This window comes from Actinoplanes regularis (assembly GCF_900188005.1).
In the GTDB taxonomy this organism is placed as follows: domain Bacteria; phylum Actinomycetota; class Actinomycetes; order Mycobacteriales; family Micromonosporaceae; genus Actinoplanes; species Actinoplanes regularis.
Genome location: NZ_FZNR01000007.1, coordinates 104761 through 129333 on the forward strand (window position 1 = coordinate 104761; position 24573 = coordinate 129333).

The 24573-nt window shown below is 71.7% G+C and carries 22 protein-coding genes and 1 riboswitch; of the genes, 12 read left to right on the forward strand and 10 right to left on the reverse strand.

What is annotated here, in order from left to right; all coding sequences use genetic code 11:
* Positions 1-226: 226 nt before the first annotated feature.
* Positions 227-1621, reverse strand: a complete 1395-nt coding sequence (locus CHC09_RS20030; RefSeq protein WP_089294681.1) for a DHA2 family efflux MFS transporter permease subunit — start codon at positions 1619-1621, stop codon at positions 227-229.
* A 71-nt stretch (positions 1622-1692) separates the two neighbouring features.
* Here CHC09_RS20030 and CHC09_RS20035 point away from each other — a divergent pair, with 71 nt between their 5' ends.
* From CHC09_RS20035 to CHC09_RS20045, 3 genes are all read left to right on the forward strand, one after another.
* Positions 1693-2259 (forward strand): TetR/AcrR family transcriptional regulator, encoded by a 567-nt coding sequence (locus CHC09_RS20035; RefSeq protein WP_089294682.1) that lies wholly within the window; start codon positions 1693-1695, stop codon positions 2257-2259.
* Between the two features lie 416 nt (positions 2260-2675).
* A complete protein-coding gene (locus CHC09_RS20040; protein WP_089294683.1) occupies positions 2676-3203 on the forward strand; it encodes an RICIN domain-containing protein in 528 nt (175 codons plus the stop codon).
* Between the two features lie 181 nt (positions 3204-3384).
* A complete protein-coding gene (locus CHC09_RS20045; RefSeq protein WP_239138381.1) occupies positions 3385-4026 on the forward strand; it encodes a carbonic anhydrase in 642 nt (213 codons plus the stop codon).
* Positions 4027-4091: 65 nt separating this feature from the next.
* Here the strand turns inward: CHC09_RS20045 and CHC09_RS20050 are convergent, their stop codons facing one another.
* Positions 4092-5051 carry a hypothetical protein gene (locus CHC09_RS20050; RefSeq protein ID WP_089294685.1) on the reverse strand — a complete coding sequence of 320 codons (960 nt, stop codon included), beginning with the start codon at positions 5049-5051 and terminating at the stop codon, positions 4092-4094.
* 156 nt (positions 5052-5207) lie between these two features.
* Entirely contained in the window at positions 5208-6074 is an 867-nt protein-coding gene (gene folP / locus CHC09_RS20055; RefSeq protein WP_089294686.1) for a dihydropteroate synthase, read from the reverse strand.
* A gap of 38 nt (positions 6075-6112) precedes the next feature.
* Between folP and CHC09_RS20060 the strand changes: the two genes are divergently transcribed.
* Together CHC09_RS20060 and CHC09_RS20065 are read left to right on the forward strand one after the other, a co-directional pair.
* On the forward strand, positions 6113-6652 hold the full coding sequence (locus CHC09_RS20060) for a hypothetical protein (RefSeq protein ID WP_089294687.1): 540 nt from the start codon (positions 6113-6115) through the stop codon (positions 6650-6652).
* An 8-nt stretch (positions 6653-6660) separates the two neighbouring features.
* Positions 6661-7200: a GNAT family N-acetyltransferase gene (locus CHC09_RS20065; RefSeq protein WP_179277197.1), complete on the forward strand. Its 540-nt coding sequence runs from the start codon at positions 6661-6663 to the stop codon at positions 7198-7200.
* Here the strand turns inward: CHC09_RS20065 and CHC09_RS20070 are convergent.
* From CHC09_RS20070 to CHC09_RS20090, 4 genes are read right to left on the reverse strand one after another with little or no spacing between them, the layout of a single operon-like run.
* A complete protein-coding gene (locus CHC09_RS20070) occupies positions 7190-7732 on the reverse strand; it encodes a TetR/AcrR family transcriptional regulator (protein WP_089294689.1) in 543 nt (180 codons plus the stop codon). The genes CHC09_RS20065 and CHC09_RS20070 overlap by 11 nt on opposite strands.
* 9 nt (positions 7733-7741) lie before the next feature.
* Positions 7742-12073, reverse strand: coding sequence for an ATP-binding cassette domain-containing protein (locus tag CHC09_RS47680; RefSeq protein ID WP_239138386.1), 4332 nt, complete (start codon positions 12071-12073; stop codon positions 7742-7744).
* Positions 12074-12075: 2 nt separating this feature from the next.
* Positions 12076-13056 (reverse strand): cytochrome d ubiquinol oxidase subunit II, encoded by a 981-nt coding sequence (cydB, locus tag CHC09_RS20085; protein ID WP_089294690.1) that lies wholly within the window; start codon positions 13054-13056, stop codon positions 12076-12078.
* A 12-nt stretch (positions 13057-13068) separates the two neighbouring features.
* The gene (locus CHC09_RS20090) at positions 13069-14481 is read right to left on the reverse strand and encodes a cytochrome ubiquinol oxidase subunit I (protein WP_089294691.1); all 1413 of its coding nucleotides are present in this window, start codon (positions 14479-14481) and stop codon (positions 13069-13071) included.
* 76 nt (positions 14482-14557) lie between these two features.
* Here CHC09_RS20090 and CHC09_RS20095 point away from each other — a divergent pair, with 76 nt between their 5' ends.
* The 6 genes from CHC09_RS20095 (at position 14558) to CHC09_RS20120 (ending at position 20569) form a co-directional block, all read left to right on the forward strand.
* Positions 14558-14908: a BlaI/MecI/CopY family transcriptional regulator gene (locus CHC09_RS20095; RefSeq protein WP_089294692.1), complete on the forward strand. Its 351-nt coding sequence runs from the start codon at positions 14558-14560 to the stop codon at positions 14906-14908.
* Positions 14905-15822, forward strand: coding sequence for a M56 family metallopeptidase (locus CHC09_RS20100; RefSeq protein WP_089294693.1), 918 nt, complete (start codon positions 14905-14907; stop codon positions 15820-15822). The genes CHC09_RS20095 and CHC09_RS20100 overlap by 4 nt, the downstream gene beginning before the upstream one ends.
* A gap of 113 nt (positions 15823-15935) precedes the next feature.
* Positions 15936-16068, forward strand: a riboswitch (cyclic di-AMP (ydaO/yuaA leader).
* A gap of 16 nt (positions 16069-16084) precedes the next feature.
* Complete coding sequence (locus CHC09_RS20105; RefSeq protein ID WP_089294694.1) at positions 16085-17065, forward strand: C40 family peptidase; 981 nt, start codon at positions 16085-16087, stop codon at positions 17063-17065.
* Between the two features lie 183 nt (positions 17066-17248).
* Positions 17249-18532 carry a tetratricopeptide repeat protein gene (locus CHC09_RS20110; protein WP_089294695.1) on the forward strand — a complete coding sequence of 428 codons (1284 nt, stop codon included), beginning with the start codon at positions 17249-17251 and terminating at the stop codon, positions 18530-18532.
* Positions 18529-19548, forward strand: a complete 1020-nt coding sequence (locus CHC09_RS48450; RefSeq protein ID WP_179277198.1) for a tetratricopeptide repeat protein — start codon at positions 18529-18531, stop codon at positions 19546-19548. Before CHC09_RS20110 ends, CHC09_RS48450 begins: the two co-directional genes overlap by 4 nt.
* Before the next feature lie 229 nt (positions 19549-19777).
* Positions 19778-20569, forward strand: coding sequence for a phosphatase PAP2 family protein (locus CHC09_RS20120; protein WP_089294697.1), 792 nt, complete (start codon positions 19778-19780; stop codon positions 20567-20569).
* 207 nt (positions 20570-20776) lie between these two features.
* On the opposite strand, the gene CHC09_RS20125 is transcribed toward CHC09_RS20120, so the two are convergent.
* From CHC09_RS20125 to CHC09_RS20135, 3 genes are all read right to left on the reverse strand, one after another.
* Complete coding sequence (locus CHC09_RS20125; RefSeq protein ID WP_179277199.1) at positions 20777-21241, reverse strand: DUF4265 domain-containing protein; 465 nt, start codon at positions 21239-21241, stop codon at positions 20777-20779.
* A gap of 173 nt (positions 21242-21414) precedes the next feature.
* Positions 21415-21807 (reverse strand): SCO5389 family protein, encoded by a 393-nt coding sequence (locus CHC09_RS20130; RefSeq protein ID WP_089294699.1) that lies wholly within the window; start codon positions 21805-21807, stop codon positions 21415-21417.
* 604 nt (positions 21808-22411) lie between these two features.
* Positions 22412-23515, reverse strand: coding sequence for an FAD-dependent monooxygenase (locus tag CHC09_RS20135; protein WP_089294700.1), 1104 nt, complete (start codon positions 23513-23515; stop codon positions 22412-22414).
* 74 nt (positions 23516-23589) lie between these two features.
* Here CHC09_RS20135 and CHC09_RS20140 point away from each other — a divergent pair, with 74 nt between their 5' ends.
* A complete protein-coding gene (locus CHC09_RS20140; RefSeq protein ID WP_089294938.1) occupies positions 23590-24204 on the forward strand; it encodes a TetR/AcrR family transcriptional regulator in 615 nt (204 codons plus the stop codon).
* Positions 24205-24573: the final 369 nt, after the last annotated feature.

Genomic DNA, 24573 nt, shown 5'->3' on the forward strand with positions numbered 1-24573 from the left:
CGGTCGGAGGTCCGGCACACGCTGTCTTCGCTCCGCCGGGGGCCGACGGGCGGTTGCTCCGGGTTGTGGCGTCCGCGAGGTGGGGTTGGACCGGCAGGACGAAGCCGGCCTCCGCGCGGGGACCGTGGGGCCCGGAATTGAAGGTCATCGTTGCAGTCATGTTGCGTGAGTGCAACAGTTCACATCGGATTGTTTCGGCAGGTCCGGAAGAACCCGGAGCGGCCGCTCAGGCTCGGCGCGGCAGCCACAGCGCGACGACCGCGCCCACGGCGAGGATCGCCGAGCCGGTCAGCACCGCCGGACGGGTGCCGTCGATGAACGCGTCCAGGCTGCCGAAACCGCCGAGCGAGCTGAAGATCGAGGAGAGCGCCGCCACCCCCGCCGCCACCCCGAACTCCCGGATCGTGTTGTTCGTCCCGGACGCCACGCCCTGCGCGTCGGTGTCCACGCTGGCCAGGACCATCGTGCTGACCGGGGCGAAGGTCAGGCCCATGCCGATTCCGGCCAGGATGAACGCGCCGATCAGCGACGGGTACGACGCCGTGACCGAGAGGCGCAGTGCCATCCAGAGCAGGCCGGCGGCCAGGAACACCTGACCGGCGACGATCAGTGTGCGCTGACCGATCCGGCCGGCGAGCAGGCCGGCGAGCGGGGCGACCACCATCGGGGCCGCGGTCCACGGGAGGGTGCGCAGGCCCGACTGCAGCGGGCTGAGCCCCTGCACCACCTGGAAGAACTGGGCGAGCAGGAACACCGAGCCGAACGCGCCGGCCGAGAACGTCAGGGTCACCACGTTCACCAGGCTGAAGCCGCGGCTGCGGAACAGGTGCAGCGGCAGCATCGGCGTGCGGTTGCGGGCCTGCCACAGGACGAACGCGGCGAGCAGCGCGACCCCCGTGCCCAGCATGGCCGGCACCCGGCCGCTGGTCCAGCCGTGCTCCGGGCCGTCCACGACACCCCAGACCAGCAGCAGCATCCCGCCGGCGGAGAGCACCAGGCCGAGCGGGTCGAGGCGGCGGCCGTCGCCGCGGGACTCGTCGAGCGCCGTGGCCGCCAGGACCACCGCGAGCACGCCGACCGGCACGTTCAGCCAGAAGATCCAGGACCAGTGCAGACCGTCGACGACCGCGCCGCCGACGACCGGTCCGACCGCGACGCCGAGGCCGGTGATGCCACCCCAGATGCCGACCGCCGCGTTGCGCAGTCGTGGCGGCACCGCCCGGGCCAGCAGGGTCAGCGCCAGTGGGGTGATCGCGGCGCCGCCCAGGCCCTGCACCGCGCGGGCGGTGGTGAGCTGCCAGGCCTCGGTGGCGAGCGCGGCCGCCGCGGAGGCGAGCGTGAAGACGATGATGCCGCCCAGGAACATCCGCCGCCGGCCGAGCCGGTCACCGAGGGCGGCGGCGGTGAGCAGGAACGCCGCGAACGGCAGCGTGTACGCGTTGACGAACCACTGCAGGTCGGCGATCGAGGCGTGCAGTTCGGTGCGGATCACCGGCAGCGCGGTGCTGACCACCAGGTTGTCCAGCGCGACCATGAAGGTCGGGATGCCGACGGCGGCGAGCACGGCCGCGAGCGGCCTGGTAGCCCTGGTTACGGGCCTTTCCGAGACGAGAGTGGTCACGACTTCCCCTGCCGTAAGTTGTTATCCGCTGATAACTAAGGAAGGTAAGCATCAACTGATAACCTGTCAACGTGACTCGGACCCGCCTCACCGCCACGGAACGCCAGGAACAGATCGTCGGCGCCGCCCTGATCGCCTTTGCGCAGGGCGGATACGCCGGCACGAGCACCGACCAGGTGGCCCGGCTGTCCGGTGTGTCACAGCCGTACGTCATCCGGATCTTCGGCTCGAAGCAGGAACTCTTCCTGGCGACCGTCCGCTACGCGGGCGACCGCGTCCAGGCCCTGTGGCGGGTCGCCGCCGAACGCGAGCCGACCCTCGCCAGCCTCGGCGCCGCGTACAAGGACCTGCTCGCCGAGCGTGAACTGCTCGTCGTCCTGCTGCACGGCTTCGCCGCCAGCGAGGATCCGGTCGTCGGCGACGCGGTCCGCGCCTGCTACGGGAACCTCTACCAGACCGTCCGGGACCTGACCGGCGCCAGCCCCGAAGAGGCCCGCGACTTCTTCGCGATGGGCATGCTGATCACCGTCCTCGGCGCCATGCGCGTCCTCGGCCCCGACCCCGTACCCCCGCAGCCCTGGATGACGTCCCTGCTCAACACCTTCCACGACCACCCGGACGCCGCCGGTCCGGCGTAAGGCCAAAACCCGATCAAATTCTTCGGCGGTACGACCGATGGAGCCCCGTGCCCAGGCCTCGCGGCCGAGCCCCGTGAGACTCGCGCGCGACGCCGCGGCCGAGCCCGGCCGAGCCCCGTGAGACTCGCGCGCGACGCCGCGGCCGAGCCCGGCCGAGCCCCGTGAGACTCGCGCGCGACGCCGCGGCCGAGCCCGGGCCGCGGCGCGCCTCCCGGCGATCGGCCGCAAAAGGTGCCAAGCGTACTGCTACCGGGTTAAGTCGATCATCCTTGGCTGACCACCCTCCTGACTCGAAGTGCTGGAGCAAAAGGGGGTTTCGCCGAACGAGTCGCCATTGTGAAGATTTAGGGCATTCGTCGTATCGGTGACAGCACGCTGTCCCGGCGGGCAGCGGTAGATCGGAGGCAGGGACTCTCGTGGTTACCGGAAAACGCGGACTCGCGAAAGCGGCGGCAGTAACCCTCGCGACGGCCGGCGTCCTCGTCGCCGGCTGGGCTTCCCCCGCGGCGGCCGCCACCAGTCAGGGCACGTTCGTCTGGATCAGCCTCCGCAGCAGTGGCTGTGTCGACGCCGATCTCAACACGATCGGCGGCAACGGCACCCGGGTTCAGCTCTGGGGGTGCAACCACCAGTCCCAGCAGAACTGGCGCAGGTATTCGGACGGGACGATCCGCAGCAGCAGGAGTGGCCGGTGCCTCGACGCCGACACCGGCACCATCGGCGGCAACGGCACCCGCGTCCAGCTCTGGAAATGCAACGGCTCTCTGCAGCAGAAGTGGACGATCACGGGCCCCAGCACCGCCTCGTCCCACCGCGTCCTCAGCAACTACAGCGGACGCTGCGTCGACGCCGATCTGAACACCATCGGCCGCAACGGCACCGTCGTCCAACTCTGGGACTGCAACTCCCAGTCGCAGCAGTCGTGGCGCACCCTCTACTTCTGACAACCCCGTTCCTGACGAGAAACGCTCACCAGCCACCGCAATGCCGCGAACATCGTCCCGGGTTCGCGGCATTCCGGTGGCCACTCGCCGATCACGGCCTGACAGCCATCGCGGAACGTCGTGATGCCGTAACGTCTCCGGCCGATTCCCCGACCATGGGATGGCGTGTCATCCTCCTCCTGTGGAGCCGGGACGATTGTTCTCCGATCCGACAGCTGCGCCGATCCCGTCGCAGCGGGTGGCGTGGTTCCTCGGCCGGCCGGACCCGGTCGAGGCGCTGGCCCGCCTGCGCGCGGGCAACGCCCGATTCACCTCAGGCACCCCGGATCCCGGCGGTGCCCCGCGCGGTGGCGTCGACTCGCGGCCCTTCGCGGTCGTCGTCGGCTGCATCGACGCCCGGGTGCCGGTGGAAGCGGTCTTCGGGCAGGGCGTCGGAGCGATCTGTGTCGTCCGTTCCGCCGGTCACGTACTGGACCGTGCCGTGACGGGTTCGGTCGAGTTCGCGGTCACCGACCTGCGGGTGTCGCTGGTGGTCGTGCTCGGCCACGACGACTGCCGTGCGGTGGCGGCCGCGGACGAGGCGGTCCGCACCGGACGCCGGCCCGCCGGCGCCCGCCGGTTCCTGATCGACCAGATCGCGCCCGCGATCCCGACGGCCGGATCGGCCGACCACAGCCTCGATGCGGCCACGCGCAGCCACATCCGCCGGACGGTGGCCACTCTCAGACAGGCCGACTACCTGAAAGAGGCGCTTGCGGCCCGCCGAATCGACGTCGTCGGCGGGTTCTACCGACTGGAAAGCGGTCACATCGAGATGCTGTAGTTCCCGCGAGCGTTCGTCGGAGATCAAGCGCCGAGAAGGGCACGGAATCCGCGGCATCGCCGGCCTCAGTTCAATGAGCGGGCGAGCACTCCCTTGGTCCGGTCGGCGAGGGCGGTCAGCTCGGCGGAACCGCCTCTCACCTCGATGAGCAGCTCGATGGCGGCCAGCAGGTACTCCAGGGCGATGACGTACTCGTCGGCCGGATCCTCGGACTCGAACTGATCGAGCAGAACCTTGAAGTCGGCCAGGACCGCCTCGGCATGACCGGCGGCCTGGCTGGGATCGCCGTTGCGCTGGATGCACCGGGCCGATTCGATCATCGCTCGGCCGACGAAGGCGTGACATTGGCCCAGCAGCCGCGTGACGATGCGACCTACCAGCCCGAGACCCCGCTCCTCGAGCTGCGGGTCGGGCAGATCGGCGAACCCCGCGGTGACCTGCCGGGCGGCCGCGGCGAGCGCGACGCCGTCGACCCACTCCTGGGAGCCCTCCGGGGCACAAGGCTGCTCTCCCAACCGCGCGATGCACGCTTCGGCCGCCACCGACAGTGACGTCGCGGCCTGGACCAGCAGGCGGGAGCGCGCCGAATCCCGCTCCCGCGAGGCGACCGCCAGACGTGCGACCTCGAGTGCCACGGCGACGTCCTCGGTGCCCCGGCTGGGCTCGCCGGGCCGTGCGCCCGCCAGGAGCGCCGCCGCGGCCGCCCGTTCCTCGGGCGAGGGTCCGGGCGCCTCGTCAGCGGTGGGCAGTCCGAGTTCGAGCCGGTACGACGTCCAGGCGACCGGATCCTTGACGGGGTCCGGCTCGTTCTCGGGGATGCCGGAAGCGGCGCGAACGACTCCGCCCGTGACCCGGTCCATCGCGAGCCGCGCGTCATCGAACGGCAGCGCGAACCGCTCGGTCAGAACAGTCAGGACGTCGCGGCGGCTCGTCCCCTCGCTGTCCGCTGCTCGTAGGAACAGGACAAGCGAGCGCGTCGTCGTTCCGCGAGCCAGGCGCACACTCAGGTCGTCGGTCCACTCCACGACCTGAGCATGCCGGTATCGACCTCGATCGACAAGATCATTGATCGCTCGATGTCGCCGGCCTGCCGGATGCGCTGTCAGGCGCGGGCTCGGGCCGTACCGGCAAGCGGATTTGATCTTGAATTGAGCGGGCCCGGAAAGCCCGCGCCGTCCCGGTCAGATGTTGTGCTTGAGATAGGCGGGCTCGCGCCAGCCGAGCATGGCCTCGGTCATCCGGATCGCGTCGTACGCGGCGCGGACGTCGTGGACGCGCATGATCCGGGCGCCGCGCAGCATGCTGAAGACGACCGTGGCCAGGGTGCCGGCCAGGCGCTCCTGCTGCGGGCGGTCCAGCGTCTCGCCGATGAAATCCTTGTTGCTCAGCGCCGCGAGCAGCGGATAGCCGATCGCGGCGATCTCGTCCAGGCGGCGGGTCAGCTCCAGCGAGTGCAGGGTGTTCTTGTTCAGGTCGTGACCGGGATCGATGATGATTTGATCGTGGCGCACGCCGCGGGAGAGGGCCAGCGCGACCTTCTCCCGCAGGAAGTCGGCGACCTCGATGGTCACGTCCCGGTACTGAGGGCTGGGGTAGAGCGTGCGCGGGGCGGCCAGGCTGTGACAGATCACCAGCTGAGCGTCGGTGCCCGCGACCGCGTCGGCCATCGCCGGGTCCCGCAGGCCGGACGTGTCGTTGATGACGGCGGCACCGTGCCGGATCACCTCGGCGGCGACCTCGGGACGGAACGTGTCGACCGAGATGACGGCCAGGTCCCGGGCGGCCTCGACGACCGGGAGGACCCGGTCAAGCTCCTCGGCGGCGGACACCTCGGGACCGGGTGCGAACGGTACCCCGCCGATGTCGATCCAGTCGGCGCCCTCGGACGCCGCGGCGCGGACCGCCTCGACGGCCTTGTCCAGGGCGAAGGTGCGACCCTTGTCGTGGAACGAGTCGGGTGTCCGGTTCACGATCGCCATCACGGCGACCTGGCGGGAGAAATCGAAGGTCCGGCCGCCGATGATCCGGGTGCCGCTGAACTCGCTCACAACCGGCGACCCTAACAGCGGCTGGTTAGCTTGCGGTCATGCCCATCCCACTCGCGCGGACGGCCGCGGAGACCAACCTCTTTCTCGAGCTGCATCCGTGCCCCTGCGGCGACGGTGCCTTCCCTGGTCACGGCCTGCCGTGGAGCACCTCGGTGCTGGCCGTCGGCGCGGAGAACACCGTCCGGTACGCCTGGGACTGCCCCGGTTGCGGGCAGCGCCGGGAGTACGACTTCCGTACCCCCGGCGAGCCCGGCCCGATCACCCGGGCGGGTGAGATTTTCCGCTGGGGTGACGGCGTCACGCCCTCCCAGCTGCTCGACCCGGGGCAGTGGATGCTGGTCGCCGACCGGTTCGCGGCCGAGGACGGGGCACGGGCCGCGGCGGCCATCGACGAGGTGCTCCTTTTCGTCCGGCGCGGACCGGTCCTGCGGCGGTACGTGGTGCCCCGGTCGGCGTTCCGCACCCCGTCCGGCCGCGCCCGCTACCGGCGGGACCGGGGTGAGTTCTCCCGGAAAAGCCTCGAATGCACCCGGGACGGCTTCCGTGTTCGGGAGTCGCGGTCCGCCGAACCTGATTGAATTCCGCGGTGGGGTATTCCGAGGTACGGCTGATCGGTACGGGCGGCCTGACCAGGTCCGAGACCGAGACCGTCGCTGAACTGCTGCACGGGCTGGTCGCCGGGGGAGCGGCCCTGGGCTGGGTCTCGCCACCCGCACCGGACGAGGTGGCGGTGCTGCTCGCCGACGTGACCGCCGGGATCGGGCCGGGCGACGCGGCGCTGGCGGTGGCGTACGTGGAGGAGGCCCCGGTCGGGTTCGGATACTGGCGGCGGTACGAGCGGCCGACCCACCGGGTCAACGCCGACCTCGAGAAGATCGCCGTCGCCCCGGAGCATCAGGGCGCGGGCCTGGGCAGGACGCTGACGACCGTGCTGATCGCGGCGGCGGTCCAGCACTCGATCGAGGTGCTCACCCTGGACCTGCGCGGCGACAACGCGCGAGCCGTGGCGCTCTACGAGTCGCTGGGCTTCCGCAGGTACGGCACCCTGGAGAACTTCGTCGCGCGCGGGCCCGCCCGGTACGACAAGCTGTTCTACGCCCTGGACCTGCGCGGCGTCACCGTCTGACCAGCTCGGTCACCCAGTCCACGGCGACCTGCGCCTGCTCCGGCGGCCCGCTGTGCAGCCCGTCCACGATCAGCCAGATCCGGTCCGCCAGCAGCTCGTCGCCACCGAGCTCGGCGACCAGCCGGTCCACCAGGGCCCGGCTGTCCGTCAGGTAGGCCCGCGCCATCCGCGCCGGCTCGTCGTCCGCGGCCGGGAACTCGATCAGATAGTTGCGGAACGTGCAGCCCCGGTACCCCGGCCGCCGGGTCGACTCGGCGATCTCGGTGACCAGTGCGATCAGCTGCTCGGTCGGCCCGCGTGCCCAGTGCAGCGCCTCCGCGGTCGCCTGCTCCCGCTCCCGGCGGGCCAGCCGCAGATAGGCCGTGACCAGCTCCGCCTTGCTCGGGAAGTGCCGGTAGAGCAGGTTCTTGCCGCAGCCGGCGACCTCGGCGACCTGCGCCATCCCGACCGCGTGGATGCCGTACTGGTAGAACAGCCCGGCGGCCGCGGTCAGGATGGTGTCGGGGGTCCCCGTCACCGGCGTGCGTGCCATGATCCCAGCCTAGAGGACCGATCGGTCCAACCCGACATTTAGGCGTCCGCGGGACAGTTCGTAGACCTGGTCGACCAGGTCGAGGCCCTCCACCCGGTGGGCGAAGATCAGCACGGTGCGCCCGGAAGCCGCGTCCAGCAGATCCGCCATCAGGTCCCGCGCTCCGGCCTCGTCGATCCCCTCGGTCGGCTCGTCCAGAATCAGGAGCGCGGGCTCGGCCAGTAGGGCCCGGGCGGTCGCGAACCGTCGCCGCTGGCCGCCGGACATCGTGCCGCCGCCGGTTCCCAGCCAGGAGTCCAGGCCGCTCGGCAGCGTGGCCAGCCACGACCCGAGACCGACGCGGCGCAGGGCGGCGAGAAGCTGCGGGTCGCTCGAGGCCGGTGCGGCGAGACGGAGATTTTCCCGTACGGTCGAAGCGAAGACGTGCCCGGTTTCGTCGCCGACCAGCACGGCCTTCCCGCCGACCCGGACCTCGCCGGCGCGCGCCGGAAGCAGGCCGCCGAGCACCGCCCCCAGGGTCGACTTTCCCGAGCCGGAACGTCCGGTGATCGCGACCTTCGCCCCGGGCGGGAGCACCAGGTCGACGCCGTCGAGCGCCGGTCCGGCCGCCGGATCCCACCCCGCGACCAGCCCGGACAGCACCACCGACCCGGGATCGCACTCTGCGGCGGACCCGTCCACTGCCGGGAGACTCGCCGTGCTCCGCGTCGCCGGTCCGGCGGCCGGCATATCCGCGGTCAGGGCTGCGACCCGGCGTTCGGCGCCCGCTGCCCGGCGGCGAGCGATCGCCGCCTCCGGCAGGGCCACCACCGGCTCACCCAGCGCGATCACACCGAGCAGCAGGACCGCGCTCCACTCCGCCGAGATCGCGGAGCCGCCCAGCGCCAGCGCGGTCCCGGCCGCCGCCACCGCCCACCCGAGATGCGCGATCGCGGCGGCGATACCCGACGTCCGGGCCGCCCGCGCCTCCAGGACGGCGAGGGCCCGGCTGCGTTCCTCCGGTACGCCGGCGCGCCCGGCCCCCGCGCCCAACTCCTCCACGCCGTCGACGGTCTCGACCATCGCGTCCCGCAGCGCGGCCCGGGCCGCCCCGGTCGCCGTGTCCTGCCGATCCGCCTGCCACCCGGCCACCATGGGCGCGACCACCCCGGAGATCAGCACCCCGAGCACGAGCGCCCCGGCTATCCCCAGCGCACTCCCGGCGCCCACGCCGGCCGTCCCCGCCGTGCTCCCGGCATCCGCTCCGGCCATCCCCGCCGCGCTTCCGGCGCCCGCGACCGCTATCGCGGCTGCCCCGGCCACCACGACCGCGACCCCCGCGGCCAGCGCCGGCAACCACCCGCGAAGCAGCCCGTCGACACGGGCGTCCACATCGTCGACCAGCCGGGTGAGCAGGTCTCCCCGCCGGTGCAGCCGGGGCCCCGGCACCCGTGGGATCAGGTCGGCGTACACCCTGGCCCGTCTGCTTCCCAGCCGCGCGAACGCCACGTCGTGCGCCACCAGCCGTTCCAGGTACCGAAGCAACGGCCGAGCCACGGCGCTCCCACGGACCAGAACGACCGCCGTCGAGAGCGTGAGCACCGGCGGCAGGCTCACCGCCCGAACCAGCAGCCACGCCGCAGACCCGGTCAGCAGGATCCCGGCCAGCAGCGAGCCGGCTCCGAGCGCCACCGCCACCCACGGCCGCCGCCATCTGCTCACCGCCCGCGTCCCGGCATCCGTGCCTACCACCCGCGTCCGGGTGTCCGTGCCTACCGGTCGCGTGTCAGCGTCGGTATCTGCCGCGCGCGTGCAGGTGTCTGTGTCTACGGTTTGTGTTCTGGCGGCCGTGTCTACCGCTCGCATGTCAGCGTCGGTGTCTACCGCGCGCGTGCAGGTGTCTGTGTCCACCGCTCGCGTTGCGGTGTCCTTGCCCGCCGGTTGTGTCCCGGAATCCGTGCCCACCGTTTCGGGGCTGGCGTCGTTCGAGCTCGTGGGTGGGTGGACGTCAACAACACGGTCGGCGGCGGCGAGGAGAGCCGGTCGATGGGCGACCACCAGAACCGCGCAGCCGCGCTGAGCGAACTCACGCAACCGGGTCACAACCAGGGCCTCGGCGGCCGGATCCAAATGGGCGGTCGGCTCGTCGAGCAGCAGCGTGACCACCGGCAGCGGGCGGCGCCGCGGGCCGGGCTCGTCACGGTACGGCCGCTCGTCGGCCCGCCGGCTCAGGGCACCGGCCCGCTGGGTCAGGGTGGTGACCTGGCTTGGTGCGGTGTCGTGGTCGGCCTGCTGGGTCAGGGCGGTGACGTGGTCGGGCCGCTGGCTTGGTGCGGTGTCGTGGTCGGCCTGCTGGGTCAGGGCGGTGACGTGGTCGGGCCGCTGGCCTAGTGCGGTGACCTGGCCGGCCCGCTGGGTCAAGGCGGCGGCCTGGCTGACTCCCTGGCTTCGTGCGATGACCCGGTTGGTCCGCTGGCTCAGACCGGCGGCCCGGCTTGCCTGCTGGCTCAGGGCGACAGCCTGGCCTGCCCGCTGGCTCAGGGCGACGGCCCGGCCCGCCCGCTGGGTCAGCGCGGCAGCCCGGCCGGCTCGGTGCAGCAGTGCGGCCAGGGCCAGGCGCTGCCGCTGGCCGGCGGAGACGCCGTTTCCGTGCTCGCCGAGTGGCGTCTTCGCGGTGACCTCGGTGTCCAGGCCGACCAGGCGCAGAGCGGACCGGATCTCGGCGGTGCCGGCATCGGCCGGGAAAGCCTCGCCCACCGTTCGAGCGTGCGGCAGCGCCGGCCGCTGCGACAGGTGGAAGGCCCTCCCCACCGCGACCGCTCCCGCCTCGGCCGGGTGCAGCCCGGCGAGCACTCGCAACGCGGTGCTCTTCCCGGCCCCCGACGGCCCCCGCAGCGCGACGATCTCCCCGGCCCGTACCGCCAGCTCGTCCAACCGCAACGCCCCGACGCCCGCACCCGGATAGCTCGCCCGCAGCCCCGCTGCGAGCACCCCCCACCGCGCCGCGCCCTGCGCCGCATCACCCACCCCGCCGCGATCTTGGCGACCTACGCCCACATAGCAGCCACAACTTGCCAAGATCGCATCGAAGGCGGCGTTGGCGGTCACCGCGTCCTGGCTGGTCCCGCTGGCGGCTTCGGTGCGGTTGTCAGGGCTGTTGGGGCGAGCTGTTGTTGTGTGACTGGTGTCGTTGGGGCTGAGGGAACCGGCCGTCGTCCCGTAGCTGGTTCCAGTGGTCGTAACGCCGGTCGGGCGGTCAGCGGGAAGTTCCGTGACGCGGGCCGCCCACTCGGCGCTCCGCGGAACCCGATCCGGCCGACCGGTGCTCGACATCGCACCGACAGGCGCGGCGGTCAGGATCTCATCGACGTCGGCGATCACCGCGGAGGCGTCCGTGGATGCGTGATACCGAGCGGCCATTTCACGCAGCGGCCGATACGCCTCCGGGGCGAGCAGGATCGTGAGCAGCGCCGGAGCCAGGGACATCGACCCGCCGGCCACCCGAATCCCGGCCTGGACCGCGATCAGGCCGACCGAGAGCGTGCCGACCAGGTCCAGCGCGGTCGAGGAGAGGAACGCGACGCGGAGCACCCGGAGGGTGGCGCGACGGTGCCGGTCGGTCAGATCGGCGATGACCTCCACCTGGCGTTCGGCGCGACCGTACATCCGCAGGGTGCCGAGACCGCGTACGACGTCGAGGAAGTGCCCGGCCAGGCGGGCGTCCGCCGCCCACCGCTGCCGGGCGCGGGCCTGGGTCGCCCAGCCGATCAGCGTGCCGAGCAGCGGCACCAGCGGAAGCATGACCAGGGCGATCACCGCGGACGCCGGGTCGACCAGGGCCATCAGGACGATCACCGCGGGCGGCAGCAGCACGCCGAGGACCAGGGACGGCAGGTATCCGGAGAACCACGGGCGCAGCGAGTCCAGCCCGGTGCCGAGGATGGTGGTGAGCCGTCCCGCCCCGTAGGAGGCGACCCAGGCCGGGCCGCGTCCCACGATGGCGGCCAGCAGCGACCGGCGTAGTTCGTCGGTGACCCGGGCCGCTGCCCGCCGGGCCGTCACCTGTTCGGCCCAGCAGAGCAGTCCCCGTACGGCGAAAGCGCCCGCGAGCAGCAGGATCGCCTCGGCCCGGGTGCCGCCGAACAGCACCGATCGGGAGAGGGAGGGCGCGACGATCCAGGTCAGCGCGACCGCGATGGCAAGGGTGGCCGCCGCCTGACCGGCTCCGATCGCGGCCAGCAGGGCGATCCCGGCCCGGGCGCTCCGGGCGTGGCGTAGTAGCCGTGGATCGATGGGCCCCTTGGTGGTTCGCCGCGTGCCCGGCGCACCGGATTCCGGGCCGCCCGGCTCCGCCTCGCCCACCCTCACGACGGCACCCGCTCACTGGCGATCCGCCGCCGGAACACCCAGTACGACCACGCCTGATAGGCCAGCACCCCAGGCAGAACGATCACCCCGGCAACCGTGATCAACTCCAACGCGGAGGCACTGGCCGCAGCCCCGGCCCGGGTCAGGGACCACATCGGATCGATCGTGCTCCGCAGCACCACCGACCCGTGCGCGGTGAACACCATCACCACCGCCCCGGCCACCCCGGCCGCGGTAACCGCGAACGCCCCACCCTCGCGCCCCTGCCGAGCGAGCATCCCCACCACGAAGCAGGCCACCGCCGCGACCAGTACAACCCGCGACCCACCTGCCACCCCGACGAGCAGCAGGCCGACGGTACCGAGATTCCCCCCGTTACGGGCGAGGGCCACCGCCCGGCGACGCACCGGCCCGGTGGTCCGCAGCGCCAGGAAGGTCGCCCCGAGCAGAACCGCCCCCAACAGCCCACCCAGCGCCCCGAGCCCGGCGGCCGGGGTCATCAGGGGGGAGAGGCTGCGGCCGATCCCACCACCGCTGACGACGCCGTCGGCCCCGAGCGGAAGGCCATCGACGAAGACACCGAGCTGGGCCCCCCAGAGCAGAGCCACCCCTGCGGACGACCCGGCGAGGAGCCGATCGCACCGCCGCCGCCAGGCCGGCGAGTCATGCTTGCCACGGAACTCCAGCGCGACACCACGCACCGCGAGCAGCAGCAGAATGCCGACCATCGGGAGGTAGAGCGCGGAGAGCAGGACGGCGTACCAGTCCGGAAAGGCGGCGAAGGTGACCCCGATCGCGGCGACCAGCCAGACCTCGTTGCCGTCCCAGAACGGTCCGATCGTACGGATCGCCGCACCCCGTTCGTGCTCGTCACGCCCGAGGAACGGGGCGAGGACACCGACACCGAAGTCGAAGCCCTCGAGGACGAAGTAGAGCACCCAGGCGAGGACGAGGATCGCGAACCAGAAGGTGATCATGAGGGCGGTCTCCTAGTAGGCCGGGACGGGCTCAGCAGCGGGCGTCTTCTCGGAAGTGCCGGAGAGCGGTTGACGGGCCAGGTGGACGACGAGCCTGTACCAGGCGACCGCCAGCAGCCCGTAGACGAGCGTGAAGCCGGCCAGGGAGAGCAGAACCTCGGCGCCGGTCAGCCCGGGGGAGATGCCGTCGGACACTTTGGAGATCCCGAAGGCGAGCCACGGCTGCCGCGCGGTCTCCGTGAACACCCATCCGAACGTGTTGGCGGCGGCCGGCAGCAGCGGGGCGAGCAGCAGGATCCGCTTGATCCAGCCCGGCACGCCGGCCCCCATCTGCAGGAACGCGGGCAGCAACGGAATCCGGAGGCGACGGTTGGACGTGGCCCAGAGGTAGTAGGCGGCGAACGCCATGCCCAGCACCCCGGCGCCGATCATCAGCCGGAACGTCCAGAAGGCCACCGGGATCATCGGCACGTAACTGCCCGGCCCGTACTGCGCGACGTACTGGGCCTGCAGGTCGTCGATCCCCTGCACGGTCCCGTCGAACGATCCGGTCCCCAGGAAGGAGAGCAGCCGTGGGATCTCCACGGTCAGGAACGGCTTCTCGTGCCCGAGCTTCCCGATCGCGAAGACCGAGAACGGCGCCCCGGTGGTCGTCTCGTACAGCGCCTCCGCGGCGGCCATCTTCATCGGCTGCACCGCGGTCATCACCTTCCCGAGGTGGTCCCCGGTGACCGCGGTCAGCGCCCCGCCGATCAGCATCAGCCAGGCGCCGAGCCGGGACAGGGTCCGGAAGGCGGTGTCGGCGGAGAGCCGCCACAGACCGATCGCGAGCAGCAGGCCGCCGCCGGCCATCGCCGCTCCCGCCATGGTGTGCGGGAACGACGCCAGCACCACCTCGTTGGTCAGCAGCGTCCAGAAGCTCGTCAGGTGGGCCCGCCCGGTGACCGGGTCCAGTGCGTACCCCATCGGGTTCTGCATGAACGAGTTGGCGGCCAGGATGATGTACGCCGACAGCAGCGTCCCCACCGCCACGGTCACGATGGTGGCCGCGTGCACCCGGCGCGGCAGCCGTCCCCACCCGAAGTACCAGAGCGCCAGGAACGTCGCCTCCAGGAAGAACGCGAGCATCCCCTCGATCGCGAGGGTCGGCCCGAACACGTCGCCGTAGAACTTGGCGAACGCGCTCCAGCCGAGCCCGAACTGGAACTCCTGCACGAGCCCGGTCACCACGCCGACCGCGAACGTGACGATCAGCAGCTTCCCGACGAACTTGGTGAGGGCCAGGTGCGTGGCGGAGCCGGTGCGCAGCCAGGCCAGGTGCAGGCCGGCCGCGGTCGCGGAGAGGCAGATCGACAGCGGTACGAACAGGTAGTGATAGATCGTCACGACCGCGAACTGCAGCCGGGTCAGGTCGAGCACGTCCATCGGGTGTCCCCTTCTACGACTCTTCGTAGTAGATACTACGAGACGTAGTACGACCGGCCCTAGTAGGATGGGTCACATGGCACTAGGCGACCTTGAGCGTGAGGTCATGACGCAGCTGTGGGATGCGCGTGACCCGTTGACCGTGCGGCAGGTCCACGAGCTCCTGAGCGCGAATCGGGACCTGGCTTACACGACCGTGATGACCGTCCTCGACCGGCTCGCCAAGAAGAAGCTGGTCGTCCAGCAGCGGGCGGACCGGGCCTACCGCTACGCCCCGGCGCAGACCCGCGAGGAGATGACCGCCGGCCTGATGCTCGACGCGTTGAGCGCCACTCCCGATCGGGACGCCGCGCTGGCATACTTTCTCGGTCAGTTGCCACCCGGGGCGATCCAGGCCGCCCTGCAAGCCACCCCGAAAGAGACGTGACCGCACTCCTGCTCGGCGCGCTCGGGCTGACCCTCTCGCTGGTCGTCCCGGGCCTTCTGGCCGGCGCCCGCTGGCCGGGCCGCGCCCCGGTCGCCGCCGTCCTGCTCTGGCAGGCCCTCACCCTGACCTCGGTGCTCTGCGCGCTCGGTGTGGTCCTGGCCGCGCCCGAGGAGCTGACCCGGGCGGCCGGCGCGAACCATCCGTGGACCGTCGCGGCGCTGCTGTTCTCCCTGGCGGTGGCCGCCACCATCGTGATCCGGCTGCTGATCTCGCTGATCCGGGTGAGTGCCCGGGCCCGGGCCCGGCGTGAACGGCACCGGATCCTCGTCGACCTGCTCGACCGGGTGGAGCGGCGCCGCGAGGTGGGCGGCGCGGAGGTCCGGGTGCTGGACGGGGCGCTGCCGCTGGCCTACTGCGTGCCGGGGCGGGAGCCGCGGGTGGTGCTCAGCGACGCGGTGCTGCGGGTTCTGGACCGTGCGCAGGTGGACGCGGTGCTCGCCCACGAGCGGGCGCACCTGCGGCACCGGCACGAGCTGGTGATGGAGTCGTTCACCGCCTTCTACCAGGCGGTCCCGCCCCCGTTGCGGTCCCGGGCACCGCTCGACGCCGTACACCTGCTGCTGGAGATGGTGTCGGACGACGCCGCGCGCCGCCGGGTGGGCCCGGAGCCGCTGCGCGCCGCGCTGGCCCGGTTGTCGGACGCCGTGCCGCTCGCGGAGGAGACGCCGCACGACCCGGCGGGTGACGCCCGGCGCCGGCGGCTCGACCGGCTGGCCGCTCCCGCGCCCAACTCGGCCGGTCTGTCGGTCGTCGCCGGCGTCGCCGCGGCCGGCCTGTTCGTGTTACCGACTGTGATCTTGGTCGTGCCCTGGCTAGGTCAGGCCCTCGACGCCTGGCCGTTTCGGTCACTCTGAGTACTGAGGACTGTGCGGGTAGTTTCCCGCCGGACGCACGCTTCATTTGCCCACATGATCCGGGTACGGTGGTCCCCGGTTCGGCAGCCCCCCATCGTCCAACCGGCCGATCTGACGAGCCACCGCCTAATCGTCGCGAGGCGAGCCGGGGACCCAGGTACCCGGGGTGAAGCCGTGAACCAGCGGCCGGGCGAGCTTCCCGCCCGAACCCGTCAGCTAACCCGGTCGGCGGCCGAGTGGGAAGAAAGGACAACGCTCCTACGTGAAACGGATAGGCGCACGCGGCGTCCTGCGCAGTCTGCTCTGCGCGACCGTCGCTGCCGGACTCGTTCTCACCGGACCTGTCGTTGCCCACGCCGCACCTTCGCCGTCCAGCGTCGAGGACCAGATCGACAAGCAGTGGAACCAGCTCGAGCCCGTCATCGAGGACTACAACGACGTGCACGGGAAGCTCCTCAAGCTGCAGAAGCAGCAGAAGGATCTGACCAAGACGCTCGCTCCGCTGCAGAAGAAGGTCGACTCGGCGCTGGGAGAGGTGCGGGTCCTGGCGGTGGACGCCTACATGCAGGGTCCGCCGAGCACTCTCGGTGCGATCCTGAGCGGCGATCCGAACAGCCTGACCGAGAAGCTCTCGCTTCTCGAACAGCTGGCCAGCAACCGGCAGGAATCCATCAGGGACGTCGTGAAGCTCCGCGACAAGTACGCCGCAGACAAGCAGAAGGTGGACGCCCTGGCGTCCGAGATCACCACCCGAGACGCCGACCTCAAGCAGAAGAAGACGGCGATCGAGAAGAAGATCAACTCCCTGCAGAAACTGCGGATCCAGGCGTACGGCGCGGCGGGAGCCAGCGACGGGCCGTACAAGACGGGGCCGTGCCCGGTCGAATACACGAACGACAAGGGCGGCCGGGCCGCTCAGCGCGCGTGTGACCTGGTCGGCCTGCCCTACGTCTTCGGTTCCGAGGGCCCCAACAGCTACGACTGCTCGGGTCTGACGAAAGCGGCGTGGGCGGCCGTCGGTGTGCACCTCGAGCACTACACGAAGGATCAGTGGAAGTCCGGAAGGTCGGTGAGCCGGAGCGATCTGCAGCCGGGTGACCTGGTCTTCTACTACTCCGACGTACACCATGTGGCCATCTACATCGGTGGTGGCATGGTGGTGCACGCCCCGCACACGGGCGACCACGTGCGGATGGCGACGATCGATCGCGGTCCCATCGCCGGCTACCGCCGGCCGGGTTAGGCCTGGAGTCCAGGTGAGCAAGGCCGCTTCCGGTTCGCCGGAAGCGGCCTTTTTTCAACCCCTTCGCTGGTACGACCGATGGAGTCCCGTGGCCGGCCCTCGCGGGCCACGTCCCGTGAGAACCTCGCGCGAGGCCCGTCCGGCCCCGGGCCGTGGCGCGCCGTCAGGGCATAATCGCGTGTCATGAGCGACGCCTTGATCGACAGCCTCACCGCGGCGGTGCAGGCCCGCCCTGACGACCTGCCGTTGCGGCTGCACCTGGCCGAGCTGCTGGTCGCGGCCGGGCGGGGCGCCGAGGCGATCGGGCACGTCGCTCAGGTGCTGAGCCGGGACCCGGACAACGCGGCCGCGCGGGGGCTGATGGCGTCGGCGCTGGCCTCGCCCGCGGAGACGGGCACCGCGGCGGAGCCGTCCGGTCCGGCCGAAGCGCCCGCCCCGCCTGCCACGCCCGCCCCGCCCGCGGCGACCCCGGCACAGCCCGGTGGCGTCGACTGGACGGCGATGGAGCAGCAGTTCGGTGACGTGGTTCCGCCCCGGTTCGCCCGGGCCGGTGACGAGCCGGAGCCGGTCGCCGGCGACGCCGACCGCTCCTTCGACGTGGAGCGCTCCACCGTCACCCTGGCCGACGTCGGTGGCATGGCCGAGGTCAAGAAGCGCCTCGAGGTCTCCTTCCTCGGCCCGCTGCGCAATCCGAAACTGCGCAGCCTGTTCGGCAAGAGCCTGCGCGGCGGCCTGCTGCTCTACGGCCCGCCCGGCTGCGGCAAGACGTTCCTGGCCCGGGCGGTCGCGGGCGAGATGGGCGCGGCGTTCATCTCGCTCTCCATCACCGACGTGCTGAACATGTGGGTGGGCAGCTCCGAGCGCAACCTGCACGACCTGTTCGAATCGGCCCGCGGGCACGCGCCGTGCGTGCTGTTCCTCGACGAGATCGACGCGCTCGGGCACAAGCGCAGCCAGCTGCACTCGTCGGCGATGCGGACCGTGGTCAACCAGCTGCTCACCGAGCTGGACGGGGTGCAGGGCGGCAACGAGGGCGTCTTCGTGCTGGCGGCGACGAACGCCCCGTGGGACGTGGACAGCGCGTTGCGCAGGCCGGGCCGACTCGACCGGACCGTGCTGGTGCTGCCGCCGGACGGTCCGGCCCGGGCCGCCGTCCTCGAGTACCACCTGCGGGACCGTCCAGTGGCGGGCATCGACCTCGCCGCGGTCGCCGCGGCCACCGAGAACTTCTCCGGCGCCGACCTGGCCCACCTCTGCGAGACCGCCGCCGAGTACGCGATGCGCGACTCCATCGCCACCGGCGAGATCCGCATGATCAACCAGGCGGACATGCTCGCCGCGGCCCGCGAGGTCCGGCCGTCGACCGACGCCTGGTTCACCACCGCCCGCAACGTCGCCATGTTCGCCAACCAGAGCGGCGAATACGACGACCTGGCCGCGTACCTCAAGAAGCGCAAGTCCCGGTGACGACGGCGGCGTCGCGCGCGCGACTGCTCGCCGAACTCGGCCGCTTCGACCAGGCCGAGACCGAGCTGCGTAACGGCCTGCTGGCCCGGCCCGGCGATCCAGACCTGCTCGCGCTGCTCGCCGCGGTGCTGCGGCTCAGCGGGCGGCACCACGACGCCCTCGCCGCCGCCGAGGCCGCGATCGAGGCGGCCCCCGGATCGGCGAGCGCGCACGCGGAGCGCGCCGAGACTCTGGTCGCCCTCTCCCGTACCCGGGAAGCGATCGAAGCCGCGAGTGCGGCGGCCCGCCTGCGGCCGGCCGAACCCGAGGTCCATCGGGTCCTGGCCCGCGCCCACACCGCCCACCGGGATTTCGCCCAGGCCCGCGCCGCGGCCCGGCGGGCCCTCGCGTTCGACCCGCGATCGGTGCCGAGCCTGCTCACCCTCGCCGAGGTGGAACGGGTCTCCGGCCGCACCCGGGCCGCCGCGCGGGCCACCCGGGCGGCCCTGGCCGAGGACCCGGGCCATCCCGCCGGACGCTGGCTGATCGCCCTGCTCAACGCGGAGCGGCTGCACGTCGGTGACGCCATGCGCGGACTGCGTGAGCTGGCCGCCGACCATCCCGCCCGGCTGCGTGGCGAGGCCTTCGCCTGGCCGATCGTCGGCGTGCTGGCCGGGCTGCGGAGCGGACTCGCGGCCGGGGTGCCGCTGGTCCTCTCGGTGCGCCTGGCAACCGGGTGGTGGAGCTCAGCCGGCCTGTTCGCCCAGGCGATCGCCCTGGTGGTGGCCGTGGTGACGGCGTCGTTCGCGGCCCGGGTGCTGCTGCCGGCCGGGCGCCTGCCGTGGCGGTGCCTGGCCTCGCTGCCCCGAGGCGCGGTGATCACCGAGCTGGTCGCGGCCGCCGCCTCGGTCGCGCTGCTGGTCGCCTACGCGGTGACCGCCCTCTGGCCGCCGCTGCTGCTCGCCGTCGCCGCGGCCGGGGTGCTGATCCTCTCGGGTGTGTTCCGGGTGCGCGTTACATCACTAAACGCGAGCTGAAACTTGTCTGTGCGGCAAGATCGCCGGATGCTGTGCGCCATGTTTCGTTCAGGCTCCGCTTGACCGGCTGACATCCGGCAGACACGGGCTCTGTGTTTCCGCAGCTCGGGGCTGGTGTTGCGGTTTGACACTAGAGTTGCGCCGACGTCACGTCATGTGACCTTTTTTCGTTTTTTATCGTGGTCGGTGCGCGCACCTGCACGCCGGCCGGCTCATCGAGGAGCTGCCCGTGCGCGTCGATGTCCCACCCGCTGCCACGCCGTCCCGCCTGCTCGCCGCCCTCCGCGAGCTCGGCTTCGTCGCGATCCTGTTCGTGGTCTACAAGATCGGTCGGGTCGCGGCGACGGGGCACGTCGGTGAGGCGTTCAGCAACGCGCACACGCTCTGGGATCTGGAACGCTGGCTGCACCTGCCGGGGGAGCTGAGCTTCCAGCACCGGCTGCTGTCCTGGCCCGGGCTGGTCGGGGTGGCGAACAGCTACTACGCGTACGTTCACTTCCCCGCCACCGTAGGCGTCCTGATCTGGCTGTACGTCTACCGCCCGGCGCACTACCGCTGGACCCGCAACGTCCTGGCCCTGCTCACCGGCGCCGCGTTGCTCGTGCACTTCGGCTATCCGCTGGCCCCGCCCCGGATGCTCACCGAGACCGGCATGCTGGACCTCGCCCGCATCTACGGCCCGGCCGTCTACGGCGCGCCCGAGACCGACCACCTCTCCAACCAGTACGCCGCGATGCCGTCCCTGCACGTCGGCTGGGCCGTCGTGATCGCGGTCGTGCTGATCACCGTGACGTCGTCCCGGTGGCGCGGGCTGTGGCTGCTGCACCCGGTGATCACCCTGCTCGTGGTCGTCGCCACCGGAAACCACTACTGGCTGGACGCGATCGCGGCCCTCGCCCTGCTCGCCGTCGCCTACCTGGTGATGCGCCCGCAATACCCGGCGACGCAGCTCCCCGAGCCGCTCCCGGCCGCGCTGCCACATCCCCGTACTCCGCTCGACGAACCCGCCCTACGCCTCTAGCAACACCATCCGCCGCACCCGTCGCGTCGCCGCCGGATCCCGCCGCGCCTGCTGCGCCGCGCCTGCTGCGCCGCGCCTGCTGCGCCGCGCCTGCTGCGCCGCGCCTGCTGCGCCGCGCCTGTCATGGCTGGTGCTGGCCGCGCCCCGGCTGGGCCTCGTGGGGGATCAGAAAGCGCCCGATGCGGCTACCCAGCCCAACCCAACCGACTACCACCAGTTGAGGGGGGCGCCGTCGGTGTCGTAGATGTTGCCGTACTCCCAGTGATGCCCGCGCGGCCCGGCCCAGTTGTCGATCGCCGCCTCCACCGCACCGAACCCGGCCGCCGCCGGCACGGTGATCACGATGAACCGGCGGTCCGGCGGCAGCTCGGTGATCCCGCCCAGCTCCTCGAAGGCGTCCCGCAACGGTGCCAGGTCGTCCGGCTCCGGTGGTGTCTTCGGCACGACCAGCAGGCAGATGTTCCCACCGCGCCGTACCACCTCGAACCCGCCACCCGCCCGGACCCGGATCTGATCCCCGGCGGCGATGCCTTCCACGAACGCGGGCGTGCCCAGCACCATGTGCAGCTCCGGCTCGATGGTCCGGGTCAGCACCGTTTCATAGACGAGTCGCCCACCCGCCCCCAGCCCAGCCAGCAGCCGGACATGCTCCGCCACATTCTCAACGGTCACGCGGGGCATTCTGGGTCATTTCGCCCGTCCGTGGCGCCTCAAACCGCCGCAGTCTCGCACATCGTTGCCGACCCGCGATCTTTCCCACCCACTCGCGAGCCCCGCCACGCCCGTCGCGCTGCCCGTCCGGGCCAACCGGCCGGGCGGGTTCGCCGCCCGGCCGTTTGCGTCGTTCAGCAGTTGCGCAGTTCGGGCGACTGGTTCAGCAGCTGCCCGCGAGGCGACACGAAGCGCTGGTAGCGCTCGCCGCCGACGGCCGAGAAGTCGAACGCCGCCACCCGATGGCAGTTCTGGAACGCCAGCTTGGCCCCGAAGTGCCGTTCCAGGCCACCCCTGATGGCGTCGCTGGCGAGCGCCCGCAGCAGCTGTCCCCGCTCGACCTCGGACGGCGGCGGCACCTCGTGATCGGCGAAGTCCGCCCCGTCCGCCCGCAGATCGGTCATCACGCTGCTGACCACCTCCCAGGCGTAGGGCAACGATTCCCGCACACAGGCGACGAACTCGGCATCGGTCACCTCGCCGCGTTCCGCGAGGTCAAGCAGGTCCGGCGACACGTTGAGCGACATGCTCACTCCTTCTCGACGTACGTCATGGCCCCTCGATGCTATTGGAAATGACATTCATTACGCAGCAACCGCGCCGATTTCGTCCACGTCTTGTCGTGTCCGCGCGCGGCAACCGCGCCGATTTCGTCCACGTCTTGTCGTGTCCGCGCGCGGCAACCGCGCTGATCTCGTCCACGTCTTGTCGTGTCCGCGGCGTCGCGCAGGCCCTGCCCCGCAGCGTGAGCGCGGAAGCACTCGTTCCGTTCAGCAGTGCAGGGCTGTGATGGAGAGTCGGGTGTGGAGGTCGCCGGCCGACCCAGGAAGGCCCGGGTGGTGGCTGCGTGGGTGGTTGAGGTTTCGCCGGCGATGCCGGCTGGCTCGGGGAGGCCCGGCTGGTGGCTGGGGGCGCAGTGGCCCGGCCGATGTCGGCCGGCTCAGGCAAATCCAGGCAGGAGCCTCGGCAGATGGTCGTAAGGTTCCGCGCGATGGCGGCCGGCAGCGCTCCGGTTCCGGTTCCGGCTCCGGCTCCGGTGTCGGTGTCGGTGTCGCGGATTCCATCGGCGAATCAGACCGCCGGCGCCGGGCGGTCACCGGCCAATCACAATTACTGCTCAGCGGCTACTGCTCAGCGGCCGAGAACGTACCGGGCGATGTTGTTGCGGGCGGCCAGCCCGAACCTGCTGGCCGGGACCAGCAGGCCCGCGGCGCGGTGGATGTGACGGTGCTTCGGGCCGGTGAGCCTGCGATGCCCCGACTCGTAGCGGCGCAGGGCGGCCCCGAGGTCCGCCGGAGTCTCGGCCAGGGCGGCGGCCAGGCGGTCCGCGCCGGCCATCGCGAGGGTCGAACCGTCACCGAGGAGGGAGACGCAGGACGCGGCGTCACCGAGCAGGACGACCCGCCCGCGCGACCAGCTGTCGAGACTGATCCGGCTGACCGCGTCGAAGTAGAGGTCGTCGGCGGCCTCGAGGCGATCGAGAAGCTCCGGTACGCGCCAGCCGATGCCCTGGTAGGAGGCCGTGATCACCTGTTTCTGCCGGCCCGCGTCCCCCCGCTCGAGGCCGGGAATCTCCGGGTGCCGGAAGATGAACGCCGCTCCGGCCTCACCGCGCGCCGGGTGCAGCGCGAGCAGCCGGCCCGGCACGTTGAGCAGCACGACCTCGTCGGGCTCGGCGGGCGCCCCACCGAGCTGCACCGTCGCCACATAGAGCCCCAGGTACTCGCTGAACTCCCGCTCCGGCCCGAAAACGATCCGCCGCACTGTCGAGTGCAGCCCGTCCGCCCCGACGACCAGGTCGAACCGGCGCGGCGCGGCCCGCTCGAAGGTGACGTCCGCGCCGTCCGGATCCTGGCGCAGGTCGGTGATCGTGTCGTCGAGGAGCAGCTCGGCGTCGTCGCGCCCCGCCGACCAGAGCACCCGGGCCAGGTCACCGCGGAGCACCTCGATGTCACCGTTCCGGGACGACATCGGGATCCGGGCCACGGACCGCCCGGTGGAGTCGAGGACCCGGATCGCCTTCGCATGGGTGGCGACGGCGCGCAGTTCGGGAAGGATCCCCATCCGCTCGGCCACGGAGAGCGCCGGACCTCGCACGTCGACCGGGTTGCCGCTGGACCGCAGGTCACCCGCCCGCTCGACGAGCGTGGTCTGCCAGCCGCCGCGGGTCAGCCAGTAGGCGAGGGTGACGCCGGCGATCCCGGCGCCGGACACGAGTGCTGTTCGCTTCGTCATGCCTCCAGAAAACCGCACTCAGTGCAGATTGGCAATGAGTGCGGTTTTGCATTTGATGCGGTAACGTGCGGACCGTGTCTCTCCGCGATCGCAAGCGCACCCGCACCCGCCAGGCCCTGGTCGACGCCGCAACCGACCTGTTCGAGTCCCGTGGCTACGACCAGACCACGATCGCGGAGATCGCGGCGGCCGCGGAGATCGGCACTCGCACGTTCTTCAGTTACTTCGCGAGCAAGGAGGACCTGCTCTTCCCTGAGGCCGACGTCCGCGTCCAGGCCGGGCTGGACGCCATCGCCGCCCGAGGCCCGGAGGAGGGCCCCGCCGAGGTCCTGCTACGTGCCCTGCGACAGATCGGCGAGGACAGCGACGACCTGTCCGGCCGGCTGGCCGCCCTCCGGCTACGCCTGATCCGCACGGTCCCCGCGGTCCGCGGCCGTGGCCTCCAGCTGCAACAGGACGCCCAGCGCCAGATCGTCCGCCACCTGGCGGCGGCCTTCCCCGATCAGCTCGACGAGGTCGGTGCCGGCGCCCTGACCGGCGCCTTCGTCGGCGCCGTCACCGGCGCACTCCAGGTCCTCCTGGGCGACAGCGACGACCCGATCGAGCCCGCCGCCGTCCAGCAGGCCCTCGAAGTCGCAGTCGCCGTCGCCCTAACCCCATGGCTACGCCACCCCGACCACCAGCAGTAACCACCCACTCGACACGATCCCGACAAGCCCTGGCCACCGGCGCAGCCCGCCCCTGGCCACCGGCGCAGCCCGCCCCTGGCCACTGGCGCAGCCCGCTCCTGGCGGTCGGCGTAGCCCGTGAGACCTCCCCGCTGGGGCCCACCGTCCTCAAAGCACCCGCGACACCAGGCCCAAACCCAGCCCACTGCCGCAAGCTGGATCCGTTGGTGGCATCCCCGGCGCGGACTGCAACATGCAAATCAGCCTGGCCGGCCCGGCTGGGGCTGGTAGTGGGAACCCCGACCCTGAGTGACCACGACCGGGACTGGTAGCAGCAGCCGCGAATCGGGAGGCCCGGCCGCCCGACGGCCTGCAGGGAGCAGGCAACCA